Annotated in this window: 25 protein-coding genes; 4 read left to right on the top strand and 21 right to left on the bottom strand. The window is 71.3% G+C overall.

What is annotated here, in order from left to right; all coding sequences use genetic code 11:
* From QZ753_RS15155 to QZ753_RS15240, 18 genes are all read right to left on the bottom strand, one after another.
* Positions 1–3,128, bottom strand: a 3,128-nt coding sequence (locus QZ753_RS15155) for a glycoside hydrolase/phage tail family protein (protein ID WP_294644765.1), incomplete at its 3' end; no start/stop codon positions are given.
* Between the two features lie 3 nt (positions 3,129–3,131).
* Complete coding sequence (locus tag QZ753_RS15160) at positions 3,132–3,575, bottom strand: NlpC/P60 family protein (RefSeq protein WP_294644766.1); 444 nt, start codon at positions 3,573–3,575, stop codon at positions 3,132–3,134.
* Positions 3,572–4,444 (bottom strand): DUF2163 domain-containing protein, encoded by an 873-nt coding sequence (locus QZ753_RS15165; RefSeq protein ID WP_294644767.1) that lies wholly within the window; start codon positions 4,442–4,444, stop codon positions 3,572–3,574. Before QZ753_RS15165 ends, QZ753_RS15160 begins: the two co-directional genes overlap by 4 nt.
* On the bottom strand, positions 4,441–5,073 hold the full coding sequence (locus QZ753_RS15170; RefSeq protein ID WP_294644769.1) for a DUF2460 domain-containing protein: 633 nt from the start codon (positions 5,071–5,073) through the stop codon (positions 4,441–4,443). The genes QZ753_RS15165 and QZ753_RS15170 overlap by 4 nt, the downstream gene beginning before the upstream one ends.
* Before the next feature lie 2 nt (positions 5,074–5,075).
* Positions 5,076–5,672 carry a phage tail tape measure protein gene (locus QZ753_RS15175; RefSeq protein WP_294644771.1) on the bottom strand — a complete coding sequence of 199 codons (597 nt, stop codon included), beginning with the start codon at positions 5,670–5,672 and terminating at the stop codon, positions 5,076–5,078.
* A 3-nt stretch (positions 5,673–5,675) separates the two neighbouring features.
* Positions 5,676–5,897, bottom strand: coding sequence for a phage tail assembly chaperone (locus tag QZ753_RS15180; RefSeq protein ID WP_294644773.1), 222 nt, complete (start codon positions 5,895–5,897; stop codon positions 5,676–5,678).
* A complete protein-coding gene (locus QZ753_RS15185; RefSeq protein ID WP_294644775.1) occupies positions 5,894–6,229 on the bottom strand; it encodes a gene transfer agent family protein in 336 nt (111 codons plus the stop codon). The genes QZ753_RS15180 and QZ753_RS15185 overlap by 4 nt, the downstream gene beginning before the upstream one ends.
* Before the next feature lies 1 nt (position 6,230).
* Positions 6,231–6,644, bottom strand: coding sequence for a phage major tail protein, TP901-1 family (locus tag QZ753_RS15190; protein ID WP_294644777.1), 414 nt, complete (start codon positions 6,642–6,644; stop codon positions 6,231–6,233).
* Positions 6,645–6,736: 92 nt separating this feature from the next.
* Positions 6,737–7,147, bottom strand: coding sequence for a DUF3168 domain-containing protein (locus tag QZ753_RS15195; RefSeq protein ID WP_294644779.1), 411 nt, complete (start codon positions 7,145–7,147; stop codon positions 6,737–6,739).
* Between the two features lie 228 nt (positions 7,148–7,375).
* On the bottom strand, positions 7,376–7,708 hold the full coding sequence (locus QZ753_RS15200) for a phage head closure protein (protein WP_294644781.1): 333 nt from the start codon (positions 7,706–7,708) through the stop codon (positions 7,376–7,378).
* A complete protein-coding gene (locus QZ753_RS15205; protein WP_294644782.1) occupies positions 7,708–8,253 on the bottom strand; it encodes a phage head-tail connector protein in 546 nt (181 codons plus the stop codon). The genes QZ753_RS15200 and QZ753_RS15205 overlap by 1 nt, the downstream gene beginning before the upstream one ends.
* Before the next feature lie 66 nt (positions 8,254–8,319).
* Positions 8,320–9,573 carry a phage major capsid protein gene (locus tag QZ753_RS15210; protein ID WP_294644783.1) on the bottom strand — a complete coding sequence of 418 codons (1,254 nt, stop codon included), beginning with the start codon at positions 9,571–9,573 and terminating at the stop codon, positions 8,320–8,322.
* An 86-nt stretch (positions 9,574–9,659) separates the two neighbouring features.
* Positions 9,660–10,181 carry an HK97 family phage prohead protease gene (locus tag QZ753_RS15215; RefSeq protein ID WP_294644796.1) on the bottom strand — a complete coding sequence of 174 codons (522 nt, stop codon included), beginning with the start codon at positions 10,179–10,181 and terminating at the stop codon, positions 9,660–9,662.
* 26 nt (positions 10,182–10,207) lie between these two features.
* Positions 10,208–10,552, bottom strand: a complete 345-nt coding sequence (locus QZ753_RS15220; protein ID WP_294644784.1) for a DUF6107 family protein — start codon at positions 10,550–10,552, stop codon at positions 10,208–10,210.
* Positions 10,553–10,564: 12 nt separating this feature from the next.
* The gene (locus tag QZ753_RS15225; protein ID WP_294644798.1) at positions 10,565–11,713 is read right to left on the bottom strand and encodes a phage portal protein; all 1,149 of its coding nucleotides are present in this window, start codon (positions 11,711–11,713) and stop codon (positions 10,565–10,567) included.
* Positions 11,714–11,819: 106 nt separating this feature from the next.
* Positions 11,820–13,040 carry a terminase family protein gene (locus tag QZ753_RS15230; RefSeq protein WP_294644800.1) on the bottom strand — a complete coding sequence of 407 codons (1,221 nt, stop codon included), beginning with the start codon at positions 13,038–13,040 and terminating at the stop codon, positions 11,820–11,822.
* A gap of 71 nt (positions 13,041–13,111) precedes the next feature.
* Positions 13,112–13,492: a hypothetical protein gene (locus QZ753_RS15235; RefSeq protein ID WP_294644785.1), complete on the bottom strand. Its 381-nt coding sequence runs from the start codon at positions 13,490–13,492 to the stop codon at positions 13,112–13,114.
* Positions 13,493–13,612: 120 nt separating this feature from the next.
* Complete coding sequence (locus tag QZ753_RS15240) at positions 13,613–14,113, bottom strand: YcgN family cysteine cluster protein (protein WP_294644786.1); 501 nt, start codon at positions 14,111–14,113, stop codon at positions 13,613–13,615.
* Between the two features lie 223 nt (positions 14,114–14,336).
* On the opposite strand from QZ753_RS15240, the gene QZ753_RS15245 reads away from it, so the two are divergent.
* The 3 genes from QZ753_RS15245 to QZ753_RS15255 are packed head-to-tail and all read left to right on the top strand — an operon-like array spanning position 14,337 to position 17,662.
* Positions 14,337–16,445: a transglycosylase domain-containing protein gene (locus QZ753_RS15245; RefSeq protein WP_294644787.1), complete on the top strand. Its 2,109-nt coding sequence runs from the start codon at positions 14,337–14,339 to the stop codon at positions 16,443–16,445.
* A gap of 46 nt (positions 16,446–16,491) precedes the next feature.
* Positions 16,492–17,079 carry a DUF1214 domain-containing protein gene (locus QZ753_RS15250; protein ID WP_294644789.1) on the top strand — a complete coding sequence of 196 codons (588 nt, stop codon included), beginning with the start codon at positions 16,492–16,494 and terminating at the stop codon, positions 17,077–17,079.
* A complete protein-coding gene (locus QZ753_RS15255; RefSeq protein ID WP_294644790.1) occupies positions 17,072–17,662 on the top strand; it encodes a DUF1254 domain-containing protein in 591 nt (196 codons plus the stop codon). Before QZ753_RS15250 ends, QZ753_RS15255 begins: the two co-directional genes overlap by 8 nt.
* A 61-nt stretch (positions 17,663–17,723) precedes the next feature.
* Here QZ753_RS15255 and QZ753_RS15260 read toward each other — a convergent pair whose 3' ends face one another.
* Positions 17,724–17,924 carry a hypothetical protein gene (locus tag QZ753_RS15260; RefSeq protein WP_294644791.1) on the bottom strand — a complete coding sequence of 67 codons (201 nt, stop codon included), beginning with the start codon at positions 17,922–17,924 and terminating at the stop codon, positions 17,724–17,726.
* Between the two features lie 285 nt (positions 17,925–18,209).
* On the opposite strand from QZ753_RS15260, the gene QZ753_RS15265 reads away from it, so the two are divergent.
* Positions 18,210–19,253 carry a hypothetical protein gene (locus QZ753_RS15265; RefSeq protein WP_294644792.1) on the top strand — a complete coding sequence of 348 codons (1,044 nt, stop codon included), beginning with the start codon at positions 18,210–18,212 and terminating at the stop codon, positions 19,251–19,253.
* Between the two features lie 4 nt (positions 19,254–19,257).
* Here the strand turns inward: QZ753_RS15265 and QZ753_RS15270 are convergent, their stop codons facing one another.
* Positions 19,258–19,593, bottom strand: a complete 336-nt coding sequence (locus tag QZ753_RS15270) for a DUF1491 family protein (protein WP_294644793.1) — start codon at positions 19,591–19,593, stop codon at positions 19,258–19,260.
* An 8-nt stretch (positions 19,594–19,601) separates the two neighbouring features.
* Positions 19,602–20,070: peptidoglycan-binding protein (locus tag QZ753_RS15275; RefSeq protein ID WP_294644795.1), on the bottom strand; the 469-nt coding region annotated here is incomplete at its 5' end.

Raw genomic sequence — 20,070 nt, forward strand, 5'->3', positions numbered from 1 at the left:
GCGGCCAGCCGCCCCGCCGTCGCGGCGCTCGCGACCGTCAGAGCCGCGCGATGTCCGCCCGCCCCCGGCGACGCCATCACGACGTAGGGCATCCATGGCCTTGCCGAGACGGCGATCATCGCGCCGCCGAGCCCGGCGTCGAGCTTCGGAAGGTCGAGGAGCGAGACCGCAGGCCGCGAGGCGAAGACCGGCCCCGCTGTCTCCGGCACCAGCGCGGGTGGCTCGCCGCTGCGCTCCGATACGCCCCGGCGCACGAGCCGCGCTTCGACGCGCCGCGTCATCCCATCCTCGATCCGCGTCACCTGCCAGGTTTCTGGCCGCCCCTCGATCATGATCCGGTCGCCGGGCCCGACCTCGATCGCGGCCGGCGACAGCGCGAAGCGCGCGACCTCCCGGTCTCCCGCCTCGCGCTCTAGAAGCCCCTCGGCCAGCCGGCGCGCCTCGTCCTCCGTCAGCGAGATCGGCAGTTCCACCGTCGCCTGCCCCGGTTTTGAGCGTCCCGGCAACATCGCTTCCGACGCCGCCGGGCGATACGACCGCTCGCCATCCCCGAAGCCGACCACGATCTCACCCGGTGTCTCGCCGTCGCCGAAGCGGCGCACCTCGATCGCCGCTTCGTCCGGCGGATCGACCGTCACGATCGGCTCCGGCGACACGCCCCGCCGACCGACCGAGCGGAAGCTGAGGACACCGCCCCGGGCGATCGCCTCGATGCCGGTCAGCCGCAACAGCTCTTCCAGTTCTCCGCGAGCCGAACCGAGTCCCGACACGACGAAGCCGCCGACCATCCCGTCGACCTCCGACACGTCGAACGCATGGAAGCCGTGGTCGCGCAGCAGCGTCGCAATCAGCCCGTCCATCGGCGCACGGCCGAGCCGTCCGTTCAGCCAGTGGCCCCGCTGCCAGTTGCCGCCATCGCGCCAGAGCGACGCGCGCTCGGGAAACGCCGGATAGGGCCGGGCGTCCCACGTCCACAGATGGATGGCGTCCGCCGCCACCATCCGACCGCCGTAGAGCGGCGAGACGGGATTGCGGGCCGCGATGAACCCGTCCGCCGTCTCGTCCCAGTGCCGTTGGTGCGCCTCGATGAAGCGTCGCTGGATCAGGTCGTCGCGCGCGCCGGTCGAAAAATGCGGCAGCGCGCTCTCGGCTGACTTCGGATCGACGAAGACGTTCGGCTGGCCGGCACCCTTGTCGATCGCGGGGCAGCCGAGTTCGGTGAACCAGATCGGCTTCGACATCGGCACCCAGGTCGTCGGCGCCATCGCCTCCACACCGCCGCGACGCTCGACGTGCGGCAGCCGCCACCAGGACAGGAGGTCCTTCGCCCGGAAGACCCAGGGCTTGCCCAGCCCATCGGTGATCGCCGCGCGATCTCCCCGGCGACGCGCCGCGTCGTCCGGGTAGAACCAGTCGGCATACTCGCCGCCCGCGATCCCGGCGATGAGCCCGTCGAGGTCGTAGGGAGACGCCGTCCCGTCGCGCGACACCGTCTCGCCTTCGTCCCGTTCGTCCGACAGCGGCAGGTAGTTGTCGATGCCGACCGCCCCGATCGCGGGCTCGGCCCAGAGCGGGTCGAGATTGTAGAACACGTCGCCGCCGCCCGCCTGGTAGCCGAAATACTCGCTCCAGTCGGCCGCATAGGTGACGAGCGCCTCCGGCAGGATAGCCTTCACGTCGCGGGCCAGGTCGATCAGCGCCTCCACGAAGGGGAAGCGCCCCGCCTCGTCGCGCAGCCGCGTCAGCCCCCGCATTTCCGAGCCGATCACGAACGCGTCCACCCCGCCTGCCGAACGGGCAAGGCAGGCTTGATGCAGGATCATCCGCCGATACGACCATTCCGCCGGCCCCGCATGGCGGATGCCGTCGCCGTCGAGCGTGAAGTCCGAGCCGCGCGCGCGACCGACGAAGCGCGCGATCTCCGCCCGCGCCACCGCCGTTCCGTCGCTCGAACCGCTCAGCGTTTCCGCAAGGTCCAGCGTCATCCGCCCGCGCCACGGAAAGGCCGCCTGCTCGGGCCCGCCGTAGGGATCGGGCAACCCGTTGCCGGGTGGAACGTCCATCAGAAGAAAAGGATAGAGCGTGACCTTCAACCCTTTCCCGCGAAGCGCCGCGATCGCGCGGCGCACACCCGCGTCCGAGGGTGTGCCGCCATAGGCCGGGCCGCCGTCGACGCGGCTGACGACCCGCGCGCTCTCGCGCCCCACCCCGCCCGCGCTCCAGCGCTCTGTCTCGTCGCGCTCGGCCGTCTCGACGCCGGGTCGGCAACTCGCCGACCCGGCACGCAGGTCGTCGGCGAACCAGGCGACCACGAGGGCTGCGCGCTCCAGCGCGGGGCAAAGGGCGGTCAGTTCATCGAGCGACGCGCCAAAGTCGCTCCCGCCGTGCAGGACGTTACGGTTGACCAGCCGGTCGTGTCCCTCGCCGATACGCTCGCGCACGACCACCGGGTCGAGCCCGTGCTCCGTCGCTCCGGGGATGATGGTGATCGCTCGGATACGCTCTTCGAGCGCGCCGACCGGCCGCACCACCTCGCAGGAAATCTGCGGAATGCGGTTGCCCCATCGCTCCAGCGGCAGCCGCTCGAAGACAAGGTAGGCCATGCCGCGATAGGCCGGCGCTCGTCCCGTGCCCTGCCGCGCCTCGATCAGCGGGTCGGGCGCCTGCGTCTCGGTCCCGTGGTGGAGCCGCCAAGTCACCGCCGCGAGATCGAGTTCCTCCCCGTCCGCCCAAATGCGCCGCACGCAGGCGATCGGCCCCTCGCAAAGCGCCACCGCCACGTTGCCGAAATAGCTGTAGACCGTCGTCTCGGTGGCTCCCCGGCTGCCGCCACCCTTCCCGCCCTGCCGGTCGGTGCGGGTCGCCTCCTCGAACCGCGTCGTCCAGATCACCTGCCCCGCGACCCGCGCCGTGCCGTAGACCCGCGCGACGCCGCCGCCCTCGTCGGCCTCCATCACCCGGCTCGCGCGCAGCCGTCCGCTCTCGCGCCGCGCTCCCCGCGCCAGCAGCCGGTTGTCGAGCGCATAGCCGCCGAGCGCTCCGATCGCCCGGCCCGCGACCGCCCCGAACGTGCCGCCGACGAGGCCGCCAAGCGCGCCGCCGGCCGCCTGCAGTAGAATGGTCGCCATGACTCAGACCTCGTCGGGAAAGCGGAAGGTGGCGGCGATGCGGCCCGCCCAGCCGGGTGTCAGCGGCGAGGACAGGACGCTCGCCCCCTCGTAGGCATGGATGAGACGCGGGCCGCTCTCGTCCGGCTCGTCCAGGATGCCGCAGTGCCGGGCGGGCCCCGTGTCGCGCCAGCGAAACAGCACGAGATCGCCCGGCCGCCCGTCGCCGGGCGCGACGCTTGCGAAATGCCGGCGCGCCGCCTCTATCAGCGGATCGCCGCCACTTGTCTCCGCCCAGTCCGGCGAATACGGGCCCGGCGCCTCCGGCTCCCGCCCATAGAGCTCGCGCCAGACCCCGCGCACGAGACCGAGGCAGTCGCACCCGACCCCGCACCGGTGCCCCTGATGCCGGTAGGGCGTCCCCAGGAAAGTCCGCGCCACAGCCAGTGCCCGCTCCCGTGCGCTCACGGCACCACCGCCGATCCGTCGTGCAACGCATCGCTTTTCGCCACCGTCAGCGCCGCGTCCGCACCGGGGATATGCGGGAAGCCCCGGAAGTTCAGCCCGTTGCCGAACCGCTCCCGGCAGGTCGTGAAGCTCCGGTCGCAGCCGGCCACGAGGTCCGCCTCGTCGCCCGGTCGCCACGCGGGCGGCACGCCCTCCGCGAGGTCCACGACGACGAGGCCATCATCGCCGAACCGCAATGCCCGAACGCTCCGCGCCGGCACCGTTCCCACCCGCAATCGGCTGTGCCGATAGGGAGCGAGGTCGAACGTGCCGAGGTCTTCGAGCATCACCCGGCCGGCTTCCACGGCTGCGATCCGCCCGCGCCTCGTCCACCCGCTCAAGTCCACCCGGCAGCGCTCGTCGCCGAGCGCCGCATCGCAGCGGCGTCGATAGTATCGTCCGTGCTGGCGCTCGAGCCGCGCGGCGATCCCGCGAAGCTCCACCGTCAACCCGACATCGGTGCGCACGATTTCGCCAAAGTCGGCGACGTCGACCAACAGGTGATCTTCCGGCCGCTGCCAGTCGACTCGGAAAATCTCCACGCTCGCGCCGTCGAAGAGACCCGCCGCGATCTCGTCCTCGCGGATCGCGTCCGCCGACAGCGCGGCTTCGATCCCCTGCGTGCCCGGGCCAAGCCCGAGCGCCGTCTCCGCCTCGCCCGCCGTCCAGCCGGTATGCGCCGAAAACAGCGTACCGGCGAAGGCGAGGTCCTCATCGTGATCGGTGAAGCCCATGACCCGTCCGTCCAGGCGCCTCACGCGCCAGGCATGGGCGAGCGTCGTCGCCGGCTGCGCGAGACGCGCCCGAAACGCCTCAGAAAGTCCGGTCATGGCCGGACCTCCACGAGCGGAATCGACGGAATGTCGCCCGCCTCGAACGCGGCGACGTTGATCGACAGGTGATCCATGTCGAAGCGCACGGGAACGTCGAACTCGAACCCGGCGGTCACCGACGCGCCGGCCGCGGGCGGCTCGGTGAAGCTCACCCTGCCCGACACGGCATCGACCGCCACGCCCGCATCCGTGACCGCACCCCCGAGCCCGACGCGAACGCTGCCCGGCACCGGCTTGCCGATCGGCCGAACATACGCGTCGTCGCCCGAGCCGTAGCTCTTCACCAACTGGAAAGCCCGCGTCTCGCCGTCACCGATCCCGATCCTTTGGTCGAACGCGGTGATCGCCACGCCGCCCGGCGCCGAGGCGTAATCGAACGGGTCGCGAAAGCGGAACCCGTTCAGCCGCCCGCGCCGCGCCTCGAAGAAGTGCAGTACCGCGACGAGATCCTCGACGCTGCGCACGCCCGAACCGGCGTCGTAGCGCCGCCAAGAGTGGCGCGTGCGCTGGTTGCGGTTCTCGTACCCGTTCGACAGGCGCACGATGTCGGTCCGCCGCTCCGGCCCCCCCGCGGTGCCGAAGGCGACGCGCAGCGGAAACCGCTCCTCGCTGAAGGACGCAATCATCGTCAAAGCCCCCTCTGCCCGCGCATCGCCGCGCGCGCGATCATCGCCTGGATCTGCACCTCCGCCCGCTTGAAGCTCGGCGCGTCCGGCGTCGTCACGTTGAAGACGATCGACGGCCCGCCCCGCGCGCCGGCGGCTCCCGGCGCCGCGACGCCGAGCGCCCCGTCCGGCCCGCGCCGCAGCGGCAGGATCGCCTCCGCCCCCGCTTCGCCCATCAGCCCGATCCGCCCGCCGCTGGGAAAGAAGGTCGGGGCCCGCACGACACCGCCATTGGCGAAGGGCACGATACCGCCCGTCGCCGCCCCGCCCGCCCGGGCGAGCCCAGCGCCGCCGACCCCGGAGAGCATCTGCCCGAGAAGCCCGCCCGCCAGCTGCGTCAGCGGCTTCAGGGCGGCATCGAGCGCGATGGTCGAGATCCGCCCGCCCAACTGGCGCAGCACCCCGTCCAGCGAACGCCCGCCGCCGGCCGCGCCCCGGAAGGCCGAGGTCAGCGCCGCGCCGAAGGCGTTGGCACGGGTCGAAAGATCGTTGAGCGCCCGTTCGAAGCCGCCGGTATCGGCCTCGACCGAAATGCGCAGGGCATCCACCTCGTCCGCCATGTCTCACCTCGTGTCGGGAAAGCGTTGCATCAGGTCGTCGAGCGCCGAGCGGCTCGGCGGCTCGGTCATGGCGGCGAAGGGGCGCAGCGCCAGCGCCAGCTCGCGCGGGCTCGCCCGCCACACCGCGTCCGGCGCGAGGTGCAGGAGGCACACCGCCGCCGCGAAGAGTTCGTCCCAGGGAAAGGCCGCCGCGCCGGCCGTCGTGGGCGGCGCGGCGGCGCTCAAGGGCGGGCGGCCGCCTCCTCCGGCCCGCCAAAGGCGGCCGCCAGAAGATCGGCGGCGATCCGTGCCGCCCCCGCCGCCCCGCCCTCGACCGACATGGCCGCGACCTCCTCGTCGGCGATGGCCGTCCCGCCCCCGCGCAGGCCTGCGCCGATGATGCGCGTCAGGTCGCGCGCCGACAGGCGTCCGCTGCCGAAGCGTTCCGCAAGGCTCGCGATGTCGTCGAGCGCGAAGGCGTCTTCGAGTTCGGCGAGCGCGCCGAGCGTCAGGCAGAGCCGGTGCGCCCGCCCGTCCAGCACGGCCTCCACCTCGCCGCGGCGTCGGTTCACCGCCATCTCAGAGCGCCGCGAACTGGAGCGCGCCGGCCGACTCCAGCGACACCTCGAACGAGACCTCGCCGTTGTGCTCGCCGCCGTATTCCAGCGCCGTCACCTGGAACGGCCCCGTCACCGTGCCGAAGTCCGGGATCACCGCCTGAAACGCGGCCACACGCCCCTCGAAGAACAGTCGGCGCAGCGACGCGTCCGACGCCGTATCCTTGAAGATGCCCGACCCCGACAGCGAGGCCCGCTGGACGCCCGCTCCGCCGAGCAGCTCGCGCCAGCGCCCTGCACTCTCGGCGTCGGTCACGTCGACCGTCTCGGCGTTGAACGAGAGGCGACGCGAGCGCAGTCCCGCCAGCGTCTCGAACGTGCCGATCCCTTGCGAGTCCGCCTTCAGGAGGAGGTCCTTGCCCTTCTGTGCGCCCATGTCGTCCAGTCCTTTTTCGAATGCCGAAACGAAGAAGGGCGGCCCTTGCGGACCGCCCTTCGCGATGCTCGTCGTGTGAATGTCTGGCTTGCCTAAGCCAGCGGCTCCGTCACCGCGCGAAAGCGCAGGATGCCGTGATAGGCGGGGCTGTCGGGCTCCTGCCGCGCCTCGGCGAACTGGAGCTGCAGGTTCACCAGCCGATGGCCGGCCAGCGGCAGCGCCTGGTCGTGCAGCTTGTTCGAGACCACGTCCATGATCTCGTAGGTCTCCTGCTTCGATCCGCCCTTGGCCCAGACGTGCAGCGTCAGGATGTGCTCCGCGCCGTCCTCGGTCCCGGTGGACCAGTCCACGACCGCCGTGCGGCCGAGGGTCAGGTAGGGAAACGCAGCCCGCTCGGGCACGCGGTCGAAGACCTTCGGGCCGCCGAGCCGCGCCAGAAGCGCGGGGTCCTGCGTCAGGGTCGAAACGATGGTCGTCTGGAGTTCAGCGCTGGGATGCGCCATGGCATTCAGTCCTCTTCGCTCCCGGTATCACGTGACCAATACCGTATTACACATGGCGTGATAACCCATCCACGCGCCTCTCGCTCGTTAACTTTTCGTCAGGGATTGCCGTCGCCCGCTCCTCGCGCTCCAGGCGCTCCACCGCCTGCCGCGCCGCCACCCGCCGAACCGCCGCGCGCATGCGGGCTATCAGCCCGGTCCGCACCAACCTCGTCTCCACCCGCGCGATCACGCATCCGCCTCGCAGCGGCACACGAGGTAGCGCCCCGTCTCGTCTGGGTCGTGGAGGGTGCGGATCACGAAGCGCCGCGGCCCGACGCGAAAGGCCATGCCCCGGTCGAGACCGGGCCGCGCCCGCAGCGTCACCCGATGCGTCGCCGTGCCGATCCGCTGCCCCTGCCGCTCGTCGCTCTCGACGGTCAGCGGCTCCAGTCGCACCGACGTCTCGCCGACCTCGACCCAGCGATCCTGCCCGCCGCCCATCGCGTCCGGCACGATCTCGTTGCGCTCGATCGTCGCGCGGTGGCGAAACAGCCCCGCGTCGATAAATTGCGGCGCCATCACAGACCGACCCGGCGATAGGGCGCGAGAAGCCCGCACACCAGCGGCGGCAGGTGGGCGGGCTGCATGGCGGGCGGTGCCGCGCCCCGCATCTCGTAGGAGACCGAGACGAGATGAAGCATGGCGAGCCGCAGCATGTCGGGGACAGTCGCGACACCCATCTCCAGCTCGATCTCGACGTCACGGCCCGCCGCGCCGGTCAGGGCCGGCGGCAGCCGAAGCGCGCTTCCCCCCCGCACGATCCGCACCGACGCGGCATGGACCTCTTGCGGCTCGCCCGCCTCGTCGAAGATCCGCGCCGCCGTCACCTCGCGAGCCGGCCCCTTCGACAGGGCGAGGTCCGGCCACGGCGCCCGATCGAGGCACAGCCGCATCGCGCGCGGCGCGAGCACCAGCCCCGTCCGCGCCTCGATCGTCTCGCGCGCGGCACGCACGAACGCCTCGATCGCAGCATTCTCGTCGTCGCGGTCGACGCGGATATGCGCCTTCGCCTCGGCCAGCGTCACCGGCTCCACGACGGGCGCCCCGTTCTCGATCCAGATCATCGCCAACCCCCTTGGCATTCCGAAAGAAGGTAGGCCGGGCCCTGAGGGCCCGGCCCGCCGCCGCGATCAGGCCGCGAAGTTCAGGAGCTTGGCCGCGTCGAAGTCCTGGATGCCGCCGCCGACGCGCTTGGTCGTGTAGAAGAGGACATACGGCTTGGCGCTGTAGGGATCGCGCAGCACGCGCACGCCCTGGCGATCGACCACGAGGTAGAACCGCCCGAAGTCGCCGAAGGCGATCGCCTTGGTCCCCGCGCCGATGTCCGGCATCGCCTCGGCCTCCACCACGGGGAAGCCCATCAGCGTCGCCCGCGCCCCCACCGCCGTCGGCGGCGCCCAAAGGTAGTTGCCGTCGCCGTCCTTCAGCTTGCGCACCGCGCTCTGCGTGCGGCGGTTCATCACGAAGCTCGCGTTCTGCCGGTAGCCCGCCTTCAGCGCGTAGATCAGGTCGATCAGCGCATCGCCCGCCGCGCCGGCCAGGAAGCCGCCGTTCGCCCCGGTCGAGACGGTGCCGACGCTGCCCCAGGCAAACGCCGACTCGGCCACCGTCGGGTAGGTCATGAAGCCCTTCGGCTTCGACACGCCGTCGCCCGTCACGAAGGCCGTGCCCTCCTGCGCCGCGAAGGCCTGTTCCACCTCCTCGCCGATCCAGGCGTCGATGTTGACGGCCGCATCGTCCAGCAGCGCGTTGGTGGCCGCCGGCATGGCGTAGAGTTCCATGGTCGGGAAGCTCAGCTCGGCGAGCTGCGGCGCGTTGGTCTGCGGCCGCGCGTCGGCCTGGCCGACCCAGCCGGTCTGCGCGCCGTTCACGGCGAAGGGCTTGCGCAGCACCGCCGAGGAGACCGTACGCACGCTGGCGATGCCGCGGATCGGCGAGACCGCCGCCAGCCGCCGCCCGATCTCGGTCTCGGTCTCGGCCGGCACGAGGAAGCCGCCGTCGGCGCCGACGAGGCCCGACATCGCCTTCTCCTCCAGGCGGCGCAGGCGCGTCTCGTCGCCGCCCCGTACATAGGCCTCGAATGCGGAGCGATGCTCGCTCGGCTCGCCGCCTGCGGTCTCCGTGTTGCCACCGGCCGGCGGGCGCATGCCCTTCAGCACCAGCCGCTCCAGCCGCTTCTCCTGCTCGTCCATCGCCTTCGCGATGCGCTCGACCTTGTCGCCCGAAAGGACGTCGGCGCTCATGCGCTTCTCGATCTGCGACATTCGTTCGTCGTTGGCCTCGCGGAAGGCGTCGAAGGCCGTCATCAGCTCGGTCAGCGCCTCGGCGCCCTCGCGCCCGCCGTTGGCCTTGGTCTCGGGCGCGCCCTGGTTGAAGGTCTGCATGTCGTCTCCTCAGGCTGGAAAAGGCGAACCCCGCGCCGGCAGACCGGACACGGGGTTCGAGGAAGTGGTGGAAGGGTGGCGTGGCGTCAGGCGCCGGCGATAAGCCCCGGCCGCGCGATCCGTCGCGCCGCATCGCGAAGGCGCCCCGCCCAGTCGAAGGCGAAGCCGCGCACCTCGCGCACCCGCGCCGCGTCCTGCATGGGAAAGGTCACGAGCGAGATCTCCCAGAGGTCGATATCGGTGAGCAGCCGGCGCGCCGCATCCCGCAGCGGCTGGGCGCGACGGGTGCGGAAGCCGATCGACAGCCCGTCGATCGCTCCGCCCCGCAGAAGCGCCAAAGCCTCGCGCCCGCGCCGGCTGCCGAGTTCCAGCCGTCCTTCGGCGTAGAGCCCGCGCGCGTCCTCGCGTAAGACCGTCCAGCGCCCGATCGGCTCGCCCGGATCGTGCTGCCAGAGCATGCGGACCCCGGCCGCCGTGCGCTCCTCCAGCGAACGCGCGAAAGCCCCGCGCCGGATGCGGTCGCCCGCCCGGTCCGTCCGCTCGAAGAGGCTCGCATAGCCGCGGATCAGCCCCGGCTCGTCGTCGTCGGCCGCCGCCGCGAGCGGCATCGTGCGCTTGATCGAAGGCACCCGCGTCATGACTGCCCCTTTCGCGCCGGCCGGACCCAGAGCCCTTCGGCAAACCGCTGCAGTGCGCCAAGTGCCCACCAGGCCGACAGGCTCACCGCCGCCGAGCCGATCAGCAGGAGCTCGGCCGCCCCGACCCGGCCGCCGAGCGCCAGATGGTCGCCGAGCGCAATTCCCGCCGGCCCGCCGAAGACGACGCCCGTCACGGCCCCGGTCAGGAACCGCGCCATCGCCTCGCGCCGGCCGTTCGGCAGGAGGTAGGCGATCGAGATCACCGACCCGCCCACCGCGCCCGCCAGCTTGGCGCCGAACAGCGCCAGCGGGGACGCAACGTCCCCCGTCATCGTATCCATGAAAGTCCCCCGTTACCCCGCCGCGCGCCGCCCGCGCGGCCCATAGCCCACCGCTTCGCGCTTCTCGTCCTCGTCGAGGAAGCCCGCCGCGCCGACCCGCGACCACAGCGCCTCGCGCTCCACCGAAAGCCCCTCGATCCGGTCGGCGTCGAAGCCGAGCCGCAGGTCCCGCCCGCCCTCGTAGAAGGCCCCGAGCCAGTTGCCGAGCGCGCCGGACAGCCGCGCCACCAACGGCAGCACGGTGAGGCGCAGGAGCGCCCGGTTGGCCTCGGCATAGTTGGCGTAGGTCGCGTCGCCCGGAATGCCGAGCAGCATGGGCGGCACGCCGAAGGCGATCGCCACGTCCCGTGCCGCGCCGTTGCGCGCCTCCATGAAATCCATGTCGCGCGGGCTCAGCGCCATCGCCTTCCAGTCGAGCCCGCCTTCCAAGAGCATCGGCCGCCCGGCGCGCGCAGCGCCGGCATAGCCGCTTTCCAGCTCCGTCTTCAGCCGCTCGAACTGGTCGCCCGTCAGGTTGCCGCCGTCGCCGGGCTGGTAGACCAGCGCGCCGGACGGCCGGGCCGAGTTGTCGAGCAGCGCCTTGTTCCAGCGCGTCGCCGCGTTGTGAAGGTCGAGCGCCGTCTGCGCCGCCCCGACCGGCGCGAACCCGTCGGCCTCGCTCAACGGGTGGAACAGCCGGATCGCCAGCACCCGTGCCGGCCGCTCGCCGTCGCCTTCCAGCGCGATGCGCCGGACGCGCCTGCCGACCCGCTGCTCCACCGCCTCAGGCCAGCCGTCCGCCGACGATACCGTCCGGATCTGGTCCGGCCGCAGCGCATGAAGCTGCCGGGGCCGATCGTCGAGAACGCTCGCCTCGACATGCGCGGCGCCCGAAAGGAGAAGATGCCCGACCAGCGTCTCGATCAGGGCCGCCCCGTCCTGCAGTCCGTTCGGCTGGCGCAGGAGATCGAGCAGCGGATGCGCTTCCACCTCGCGCCGCCCCTCGTAGAGTATGAACGGCACCGCCGCCGTGGTCTCGGCGATCAGCCGCACGCAGCGATAGACCAGCGGATTGCGCATGAACCCGGCGCGCGCCAGCGATCCATAGGACCGCTCCGTCCAGTCCGCCTCGTCCGCTGCGCCCGCAAACACCAGCGCCCCGCCGCCGGGCCCCGACCGCACCTCCGGCGCGCCCGCCGAGGCAGGCGCCAGCCCCGCCAAAGCCTTCAGCCTCGTCGTCAAACCCATCTCATGTCTCCGTTGAACGGAATGCGTTAAGCGGCTGGCGTCACAGCCGTCGAATGCGCGGCTCGCTGCGCGGTTGGCTGAGCGCCGTCACCGCCCAGACCATCGCGTCCAGCCGGTCCGGCGAGCGGCCGTTCGACAGGCCGTCCGTGCCGAAATCGCAGAGTTCGTCCTCAAGTTCGGCGAAGCCCCCCGCGTGGCGCACGCGCCCTTGCTCGTAGAGTGCGGCCACGGGCTCGGCCCGCACCCACTTGCCCCGCGTCGCCCGCACGCTCGACACCGGCACGTCGGGCGCCACCGCCCGCAGCACAGCCTCCACCATCTCGCCGCCCTGGTTCACCTCGGCGACGATCCGGTCGGCTTCCAGCTCGCGATAGAGGCTGACCGCCGCGCCCGCCCATTCCGGCGGCTTCAGCCCGCATCGGCTCCGATCGGCGAGAACATAGATCGTCCCGTCACCGGCGAGCCCCGCCGCCACGATCCCGCAGGCGTCCGAGGCCCGCCCGGACGAGGCCGGCGGGTCCACCGCCACGACGATCCGGTTGAGGCTCGGTGCCGCCCGCACCCGCAGCCGATCGATGCCCGAGCGGTCGAACAGGGCGTCCTCTCGCGCCTCGATCATCTCGCCGTCGAGTTCCTGGCGCGCCAGCCGCGAGCCGCCGTAGCGCGCGTCCATCGCCGCGACGAAACCGTCGGCGAGATTGCCGGCGTTCTCGGCGGTCCGCATCCGCGTCACCGCCGTGCCCGCCTCGCTCATCAGCCGCTTCAGGATCGGCACCGCGCGCGGCGTCGTCGTCAGCACCATTCGGGGGTTCGCCCCCAGCCGCAGCGCCAGTTGCAGGTTGTCGAAACAGTCCTCGCCATAGGTCCACTTGGCCAGCTCGTCGCCCCAGGCGGCATCGAACTGGTAGCCGCGTAGCGCATCGGGGTCCTCCGACGAAAACACCTGCGCCACCGCCCCGTTCGCGAACACCAGCCGCCGGCGCGAGGCCTCGAAGACGGGGCGCGTCTCGTAGTCGAGCGCGCGGAGCCCGCTTTCTCCCTCCACCATCACCTCCCGGGCATCCCCCAGCGTCTCGGCCACCAGCGCGATGCGCCCGTGGACGTGGGGGCCGATCGGCGCCTCGCCGAGCGCCATCGCCCGCACCCACTCGGCTGTCGCCCGCGTCTTGCCCGACCCGCGACCGCCGACCAGCAGCCATTGCCGCCAGTCGCCCGGCGGCGGCAGCTGCGCCGGCCGCGCGCAGGCGGCCCAGGGCGGCATCGCCCCGCGCAGGACGTGCGCCGGCTGCCCCGCCAGTTCGCGCTCGACATCCCGCCAGAACGCCGCCGCCATCAGGCCGCCGCCTCACCTGCCGGTGCCAGCGCCTCGAACAGGCCGGCCGCGCCGCCGCGCCGCGCGTCGATCGCCTTCAGCCGCTTCAGCATCTCGGCGCGCAGCGTGTCGGCTTCCGCCGTGTCCTCCCGCCGTCCCGTCTCGCGCGACAGGGCTTCGAGCTGACGCAGTTCCAGAAGCTTCTCCAGGGTGCGCGTCAGCTGCGAGATCGCCTCGACGCGCGCCTTGGCCTCGCCCGCGCGCTCCGCCGTGGTCTTCTTCGGCAGCGGCTCGCCCGGAGTCTCCGGCACGCGCCGCGGCCGTTTCTCCAGCGCCGAGACCTCGGCGGTCAGCGCTGCGAACAGTCGCTCCGACAGCAGCGTCTCGTCCGGCTTCCCCATGCCACCCCCCTTGCAGGAAACGCAGAAGGCGGCCGTCCCCTGCCGGGAAGCGACCGCCTTCGAAGCGCACCAATTCGACTATGCCTGAACCCTACATCGGCACCGTCACGCAGTCAATGACTATTTTCCTATTTCTGACGATTTTCCTATTTCGGATTGATCTCCCTCGCCGGGATCGTTGCCCGGCCACGCGGCGAGATGATCCTCGTAGTCCTCCGGCTCCATCCCCTCCTCGCTCACCGTGCGCCCCCGCACCGAGACGCCCGCCTGGTGCACCGTGTCCGGGTCGCCCGACACGAGGTGGTGCCACCAATAGAGCGGCCGGCCTTCCGCGATCAGCCGGTAGCCGCAGGACGGCGGCAGCCAGACGATCGAGCGGACGAGATCGGGGTCGAGCGTCACGCAGTCCGGCACGCTGGCATGCCGGTTCTCGTAGTCGGCACAGCGGCAGCTCGCCCCGTCCAGCATGTGGCAGGCGACGTTGGTCCAGATGATCTCGCCGGTGTCCCAGTCCTCCAGCTTGTTGAGGCAGCACCGGCCGCAGCCGTCGCACAGCTGCTCCCACTCCTCCGCCGTCATTTCGTCGAGCGATTTGCGCGCCCAGAAGGGGGTTTCGTTCATCTTGCTCTGCGATCCATGAAACCTGTGGGCCGCGCCTCGGAACCGCCCATATACGTCTGCATTGGATGGCCTTTCCAGGCCGACGATGCCGACGGCTGATTGTCTCGCCGACAGGTTCTTGTAAGATGGTTCGACGCGTCGAAGCGGCGCGCCGGGGGATGGGCTGACCGTGCCGAAACTGTTTTCGTCCAAGCCGAAGGGGCGGCGCGCTCCATCCCGACTGATGGAAGTCGATGCTTGGCTGGATACCACGCTCTGGCGGCTTTTCCATGGCTTTTCCGGCGCTTGGGAAAGCATCACCATCGCCTCACGCCGCTTTCGCGTGCGCGGCTTCAACCGCGTCGTCGTCGAGCTTTGCTGCGAGACGCTGACGATCGGCCTCGCCGGCTTCATCGTCCTCCTCGTCCTCGCCCAGCCGGCCATGAAGAAGACCGTCGCGGGCCTTCCCCAGCAGGCCGACTATTCCGTCCTCTTCCTCGACCGGCACGGCAACGAGATCGGCCGCCGCGGCATCCTCAAGGCCGACGCCGTTCCCATCGATGAGCTGCCCGACCACTTCGTCAAGGCGGTGCTCGCCACCGAGGACCGCCGCTTCTTCGAGCACTGGGGCATCGATTTCATCGGTCTCGGCCGCGCGCTCGGCCAGAACGCGCGGGCCGGCGGCGTCGTCCAGGGCGGCTCGACGCTCACCCAGCAGCTCGCCAAGAACGTCTTCCTCTCCAACGAGCGCTCGCTGGAGCGCAAGATCAACGAGGCCTTCCTCGCGCTCTGGCTCGAAGCCAATCTCACCAAGCGCGAGATTCTTGGCATGTATCTCGACCGCGCCTACATGGGCGGCGGCGCCAACGGCGCTGCGGCGGCGGCCGAGTTCTACTTCGGCAAGAACATCCGTGACGTGAACCTCGCCGAGGCCGCCATGCTCGCGGGCCTGTTCAAGGCCCCGACCCAGTACGCGCCCCACAACAACCTGCCGGCCGCCCGCGCCCGCGCCAACGTCGTCCTCAGCGCCATGGTCGATTCCGGCTTCATGACCGAGGGTCAGGTCGTCGCCGCCCGGCGCCATCCGGCGACGGCGGTCGACCGATCCGTCATCAAGTCGCCGGACTACTTCCTCGACTTCGCCTTCGACGAGATCCAGCGCATCGCCGCCGACCTGCCCCAGCGCACCTTCGTCGCCCGCACCACGATCGACATGGGCCTGCAGCAGCTGGCCGACGAATCCGTCGACTTCCACCTTCGCCAGTACGGCAAGACCTTCGGCGTCGAGGAAGGCGCGATGGCGGTGATCGCCGACGACGGCGGCGTCGTCGCCATGGTCGGCGGCCGGGACTACGGCCTGTCGCAGTTCAACCGCGCCACCCGCGCGCTTCGCCAGCCGGGCTCCTCGTTCAAGGCCTATGTCTACGCGCTCGCCATGGAGAACGGCCACAAGCCGACCGACATGATCGTCGACGGCCCGGTCAGCGTCGGCAACTGGTCGCCGCAGAACTACGGCCTGAAATACGCCGGCCGCCTCCAGATCCAGGACGCGATGGCCCGCTCGCTCAACACGGTCGCGGTCAAGCTCAGCCAGGAAAAGGGCGCCGGCCCCGGCAAGGTGGCCGAGCTCGCGCGCAACATGGGTGTCGAGACCCCGCTGCGCGGCGACAAGACCATCGCACTCGGCACCAACGAGGTGACGATCCTCGATCAGGCGACCGGCTATTCCGTCTTCCCGGCCGGCGGCCTGACGTCGAACCGCCACGCCGTACAGCAGATCACCGATGCCGAGGGTCACGTCCTCTGGGATGCCGAGCGGGACATGCCGCCGCGCCGCCGCGTCCTGTCGGAGCAGGCGACCAAGAGCATGAACCAGATGTTCGTGCGCATCCCCGAAGTCGGCACGGCCCGCCGCGCCCGCCTGTCGATGACGCGCGCGGGCGGCAAGACCGGCACCACGCAGAGCTATCGCGACGCCTGGTTCGTCGGCTTCACCGGCAACTTCACCGCCGCCGTCTGGTTCGGCAACGACAGCTACAAGCCGACCAACAAGCTGACCGGCGGCGGCCTTCCCGCCATGACCTGGCAGCGCTTCATGGAGGCGGCGCACCAAGGCATCGAGCTGCGCCCCATCCCCTATATCGACGACCCGATCCCCGCCCCCGGCTCGATCGACGTGCCCAAGCCCGAGGGCGAGGACGCACCGCAGATCGCCCGTCCGGCGCTGATCAACACCAACACCCGGCGCGTCCTCTCCGACCTCGAGCTCCTGCTTTCGACGCTGCAGCCGACGACGCCGGAGAAGTTCGCGTCGACGCGCGCCGACGGCCTCGAACCCAGCGTCAGCCGCTGACGGAACGCCTCTGGCGCGCCGGCCGGATCGGGGTCATACACCGCCCATGCGATTTCTCGTCCTCACCCTCCTCGCCATCGGCGTCGCGCTAGGCCTCGGCACATGGTCCGCGGCGCGCATGCTCGAAAGCTACGAGGGTGCGGCCATTCAGATCGTCGGCCCCTGGCACGCCAACCGCACCGCCGGCTCGCCGACGGCCGACCCCTATTCCAAGGCCCGCCTCGCCCGCTCCGGCGACTTGACGTTGGGTCTCGGCGAAGGGGTGGCCTTCCAGGCCCGCATCGACACGCAGGGGCGCGAACTCCGCCGCGAATGCGACTACCGGCTGGAGGGCGCCTATCCGCCCGCCCGCATCGCGACGCTCTCGGCCTTCGACTTCGCCGGCCTGCCGATCCCCGTCACCGAGGGCCGCCCGTCGCATCTCGTGTCGCTGAACTGGATGCGCTCCGACGACAACCGGGCGCTGGTCTCGGTCGGCCCGCGCGCGCAGCCGGGCAACTGGCTGGCGGTCGAGGGCAACGGCGGCTACGTCCTTGCCCTCACCTTCTACGACACCCCGATCTCGACCGACATCGGAGCCGCGCCCATCGCCATGCCCTTCATCGTGCGCACGGGCTGCCTCGTCGATGGGTAAGCTTCTTCTCGCCGTCCTCGTCGGCCTCGTCGGCGCGGCGATCATCCACATCGCCATCATCTTTTCGATCCCGATGCAGGCCGAGAACGACGCCTGGGCACGCCTCGCTCGGTTCGGGGACCTCTTCTCCGTGGTGCGGGTCGGCGAGCCACCGGCGGCCGCAGGTGACCGGCCGGCGGCCGCCGCCTTCGCCTTCATCGATCCGGCCTTCATCGACGTCGCCTGCCGCTTCTCGCTCGAGGACGGGCCCGTGCGCGTGACGGCCGAGGAGCGGACCGGCTTCTGGACCGCGTCGGTCTACGCCCGCAACGGCGACAATCTCTTCAGCATCAGCGAGCGCGTGGCGCTCGAAGGCGCGCTCGATCTCCTGATCGGCACGCGCGAGCAGCTCGATCTCGCCCGCGTCGAGGGCACCGAACTGCCGGACCAGACGGTCTCCGTCGAACTACCGACCGAGGAAGGCTACATGACCATCCGCTCGCTGGTCGATTCGGAGAGCGAGCGCCCCTTCGTCGACCGCTTCGCCCGGTCCATCGTCTGCCGGCCGGCCACGGCCGAGGAAGCCGGTCGCCCCGCCGAATAGCCGATCGCCAAGAGCCGCCTGCCAGCGACGCCTTGCGACAGGCGCACGTCATCCGGTCGGTTCAGGCCGTGAGGTCCTGCCAGAGTTGGTCGTGGCTGGTCGGTGCTGCCGCGCGTCTTGCTGACGGCGCGTCGCGCAGCTCGATGCGCTCGTAGCGAATGCAGGGCAGGATCAGCACTTCGCCCGTCCGGGCCAGCGCTGCGCTCGGCGTCCTGCGGGTGTCGTCCCGCTTGGGGACGACGAGCCGGTGCACGTTGTTCATTCCTCGCCTCCTTCCCGAATCCGCGTTTCGGTCGCGGGAAAGCATCGACGAGGCGACCGGTTCCTTTTCAAACGCCACACGAGGGGCGCCCGTCGTTTTCCCACCGGAACTGTCGCGCACTCGCCTTGTCCGGCGCTGACCGCCGGTTGTGCGCCCGTGCCTTGCGGGTGCGTCACGCGGCCAAGTCAGGCGGGGGCAGGGTTCGCAGGGTTAACAGGTTGCTAAGGGATTGCGTCTAATCCTGTCGAACGGCCGGACACCACCCGCACATTCGCCTGGAGCCCCATGAAGGACGCCGCACCGCGGATCTTCCGATCCCTCGAACGCCAACCGGCCCAGCAGCAGTTCGACACGGTCGTCACCGCCGCCATCACGGCCTACGGCGCGCTGCGTCATCCAACGCAGCGCCAGGCCGACGACATGGCGCGTCTCGTGGTGCCGCTCTGGGGGCGCATCGGGTCCGAGACGCGGCGCAACGCCGCGGCCGCCCTGTCGCACTCGGCCCGTGTGCCGCGTTCGCTGGTCGATCTTCTCGTCGCCGAGCCGATCGAAGTCTCCGCACCCTTCCTGATTTCGAGCCCGGTGCTCGAGGAGCGCGACATCGCGCATCTGCGAGCCATCGAGGACGAGCGCGTCACCCGCCTTCTCGACAACCGCAACCGGCGCGCCGAGGGCCCTGCCCCCGCCCCCGCCATGCCGGCCCCGGCCGCAGCCGAGATGGCAGCGGCGGAGCCTGCCGTTGCGGAGGCGGCCGCTGCGCAGCCGGACAGTCCGGCGCTCGCGCCCGAATTCCTCGCCGAAACGCCGCTCCTCGAGCCTGCCCCCGCCAAGCGCCGCCAAGGCCCGTCCGTCGATGGCGTGCGCGAGGCGCTGCGTCGTCTGGCGCTCACCGGCCGGACCGCGCCGCAGGCACAGCCCGTCGATACGGAGGCGCTGCTGCTGCTCGCGATGGAGCGGCAGGAAGCCGCGTTCTACGATCGGCTCTCGCAGGCGCTGCCGATCGACGGCCGCACCGTCCTCGAGATCGCCGCCGACCCGACCGGCGAGCGCCTTGCCGTCGCCCTCAAGGCGCTGAAGACCCCGTCGGCCGACGCGATGAGCATCATGATGATGCTGAAGCCCGCGGTCGGGCTCGAGGTCCTCGCCTTCGACCGGTTGGCGCTCTTCTACCGCACCCTGAAGGTCGAGGACTGCCGTTCGATGGTGAACGCCGCGCGCCTCCAGCCTGCCGCGCGCGCCGCCGGCGAGGGCATCCGCTCGTTCGAGCCGGGCCGCCGCGAGTTCGGGCGTCGCAGCGAGCGTCCCACCCCGCGCGAGGCGCAGGGCTGAGACTTCAGTCGGCGGCCACGATCATCATGTAGCGATCGGGCCGTTCGGTCTCGATCTCCACCACCCAGAAATCCGGGTCGAAGCGGGCTTCGCGCGCGAAGCGCGCGTCGAGCGCCGCCTCGTCCGTCACGGCCTCCGCCACGAAACGGCGGTCGCCCTTCTCGTCGGCCATGGACTGAGGCGCCGGCCCGAAGAGGCGGATCGCGCCGTCGCGGCCCCGCAACACCACGAACACCGCGCCCGCCGCATCCGCGCCCCGCCGCATGACGGCGGCAAACCCGCCGTCGGCAAAGACGCGGCGCACGAGGTACGCCGCGAACATCTCGCTGGTCAGTCGCATGGTGCGTGTCAGTTCGCAGCCGACAGGGAGCGCAGACGGTCCAGCACCTCCTGCGACGGCTCGCCGGTTACGTCGAGGCTTTCGAGGGCCTGGAACGTGCGGATGGCCGCCTTGGTCCGCTCGCCGAGGATGCCGTCCGGCTTCAGGTCGGCCACCTTCGCATCGGCAAGGCCGGCCTGGATCTGGCGCACGAGGTCGCTGCCGCCGCCCACCGAGACGTCGGAGGCGGTGCCGGCGGCCTCAAGGCTCGCGACCTGCGTCGGGTCGATCTCCTCGACATGCCCGGCCGCGCGGATCTGCGTCAGGAGCAGCGGCGTCGCCATGCCGTCGACGCGCAGGCCCCGCTCGGTCTGGAAGGCGCGGATCGCGGTGTCGGTCGCCTGACCGGCGCGCCCGTCCACCTCCGCCTTGTAGTAGCCCTGCTCGGCCAGAAGCGACTGCACCTCGCGCACCAGCGGAAAGGCGACGATCCGGGGA

It is taken from the genome of uncultured Aureimonas sp., from assembly GCF_913775355.1.
Classification (GTDB): domain Bacteria; phylum Pseudomonadota; class Alphaproteobacteria; order Rhizobiales; family Rhizobiaceae; genus Aureimonas.

Coding starts and splice junctions, on each gene's coding strand:
- QZ753_RS15205 (WP_294644782.1), bottom strand. CDS start 8,253: ATGATCTGGATCGAGAACGGGGCGCCCGTCGTGGAGCCGGTGACGCTG.
- QZ753_RS15265 (WP_294644792.1), top strand. CDS start 18,210: ATGAAGGACGCCGCACCGCGGATCTTCCGATCCCTCGAACGCCAACCG.
- QZ753_RS15200 (WP_294644781.1), bottom strand. CDS start 7,708: ATGGCGCCGCAATTTATCGACGCGGGGCTGTTTCGCCACCGCGCGACG.
- QZ753_RS15240 (WP_294644786.1), bottom strand. CDS start 14,113: ATGAACGAAACCCCCTTCTGGGCGCGCAAATCGCTCGACGAAATGACG.
- QZ753_RS15255 (WP_294644790.1), top strand. CDS start 17,072: ATGGGTAAGCTTCTTCTCGCCGTCCTCGTCGGCCTCGTCGGCGCGGCG.
- QZ753_RS15175 (WP_294644771.1), bottom strand. CDS start 5,672: ATGGCGGACGAGGTGGATGCCCTGCGCATTTCGGTCGAGGCCGATACC.
- QZ753_RS15230 (WP_294644800.1), bottom strand. CDS start 13,040: ATGCCGCCCTGGGCCGCCTGCGCGCGGCCGGCGCAGCTGCCGCCGCCG.
- QZ753_RS15165 (WP_294644767.1), bottom strand. CDS start 4,444: ATGACCGGACTTTCTGAGGCGTTTCGGGCGCGTCTCGCGCAGCCGGCG.
- QZ753_RS15220 (WP_294644784.1), bottom strand. CDS start 10,552: ATGGATACGATGACGGGGGACGTTGCGTCCCCGCTGGCGCTGTTCGGC.
- QZ753_RS15185 (WP_294644775.1), bottom strand. CDS start 6,229: ATGGCGGTGAACCGACGCCGCGGCGAGGTGGAGGCCGTGCTGGACGGG.
- QZ753_RS15250 (WP_294644789.1), top strand. CDS start 16,492: ATGCGATTTCTCGTCCTCACCCTCCTCGCCATCGGCGTCGCGCTAGGC.
- QZ753_RS15245 (WP_294644787.1), top strand. CDS start 14,337: ATGGAAGTCGATGCTTGGCTGGATACCACGCTCTGGCGGCTTTTCCAT.
- QZ753_RS15260 (WP_294644791.1), bottom strand. CDS start 17,924: ATGAACAACGTGCACCGGCTCGTCGTCCCCAAGCGGGACGACACCCGC.
- QZ753_RS15235 (WP_294644785.1), bottom strand. CDS start 13,492: ATGGGGAAGCCGGACGAGACGCTGCTGTCGGAGCGACTGTTCGCAGCG.
- QZ753_RS15215 (WP_294644796.1), bottom strand. CDS start 10,181: ATGCCGCTCGCGGCGGCGGCCGACGACGACGAGCCGGGGCTGATCCGC.
- QZ753_RS15170 (WP_294644769.1), bottom strand. CDS start 5,073: ATGATTGCGTCCTTCAGCGAGGAGCGGTTTCCGCTGCGCGTCGCCTTC.
- QZ753_RS15190 (WP_294644777.1), bottom strand. CDS start 6,644: ATGGGCGCACAGAAGGGCAAGGACCTCCTCCTGAAGGCGGACTCGCAA.
- QZ753_RS15210 (WP_294644783.1), bottom strand. CDS start 9,573: ATGCAGACCTTCAACCAGGGCGCGCCCGAGACCAAGGCCAACGGCGGG.
- QZ753_RS15195 (WP_294644779.1), bottom strand. CDS start 7,147: ATGGCGCATCCCAGCGCTGAACTCCAGACGACCATCGTTTCGACCCTG.
- QZ753_RS15270 (WP_294644793.1), bottom strand. CDS start 19,593: ATGCGACTGACCAGCGAGATGTTCGCGGCGTACCTCGTGCGCCGCGTC.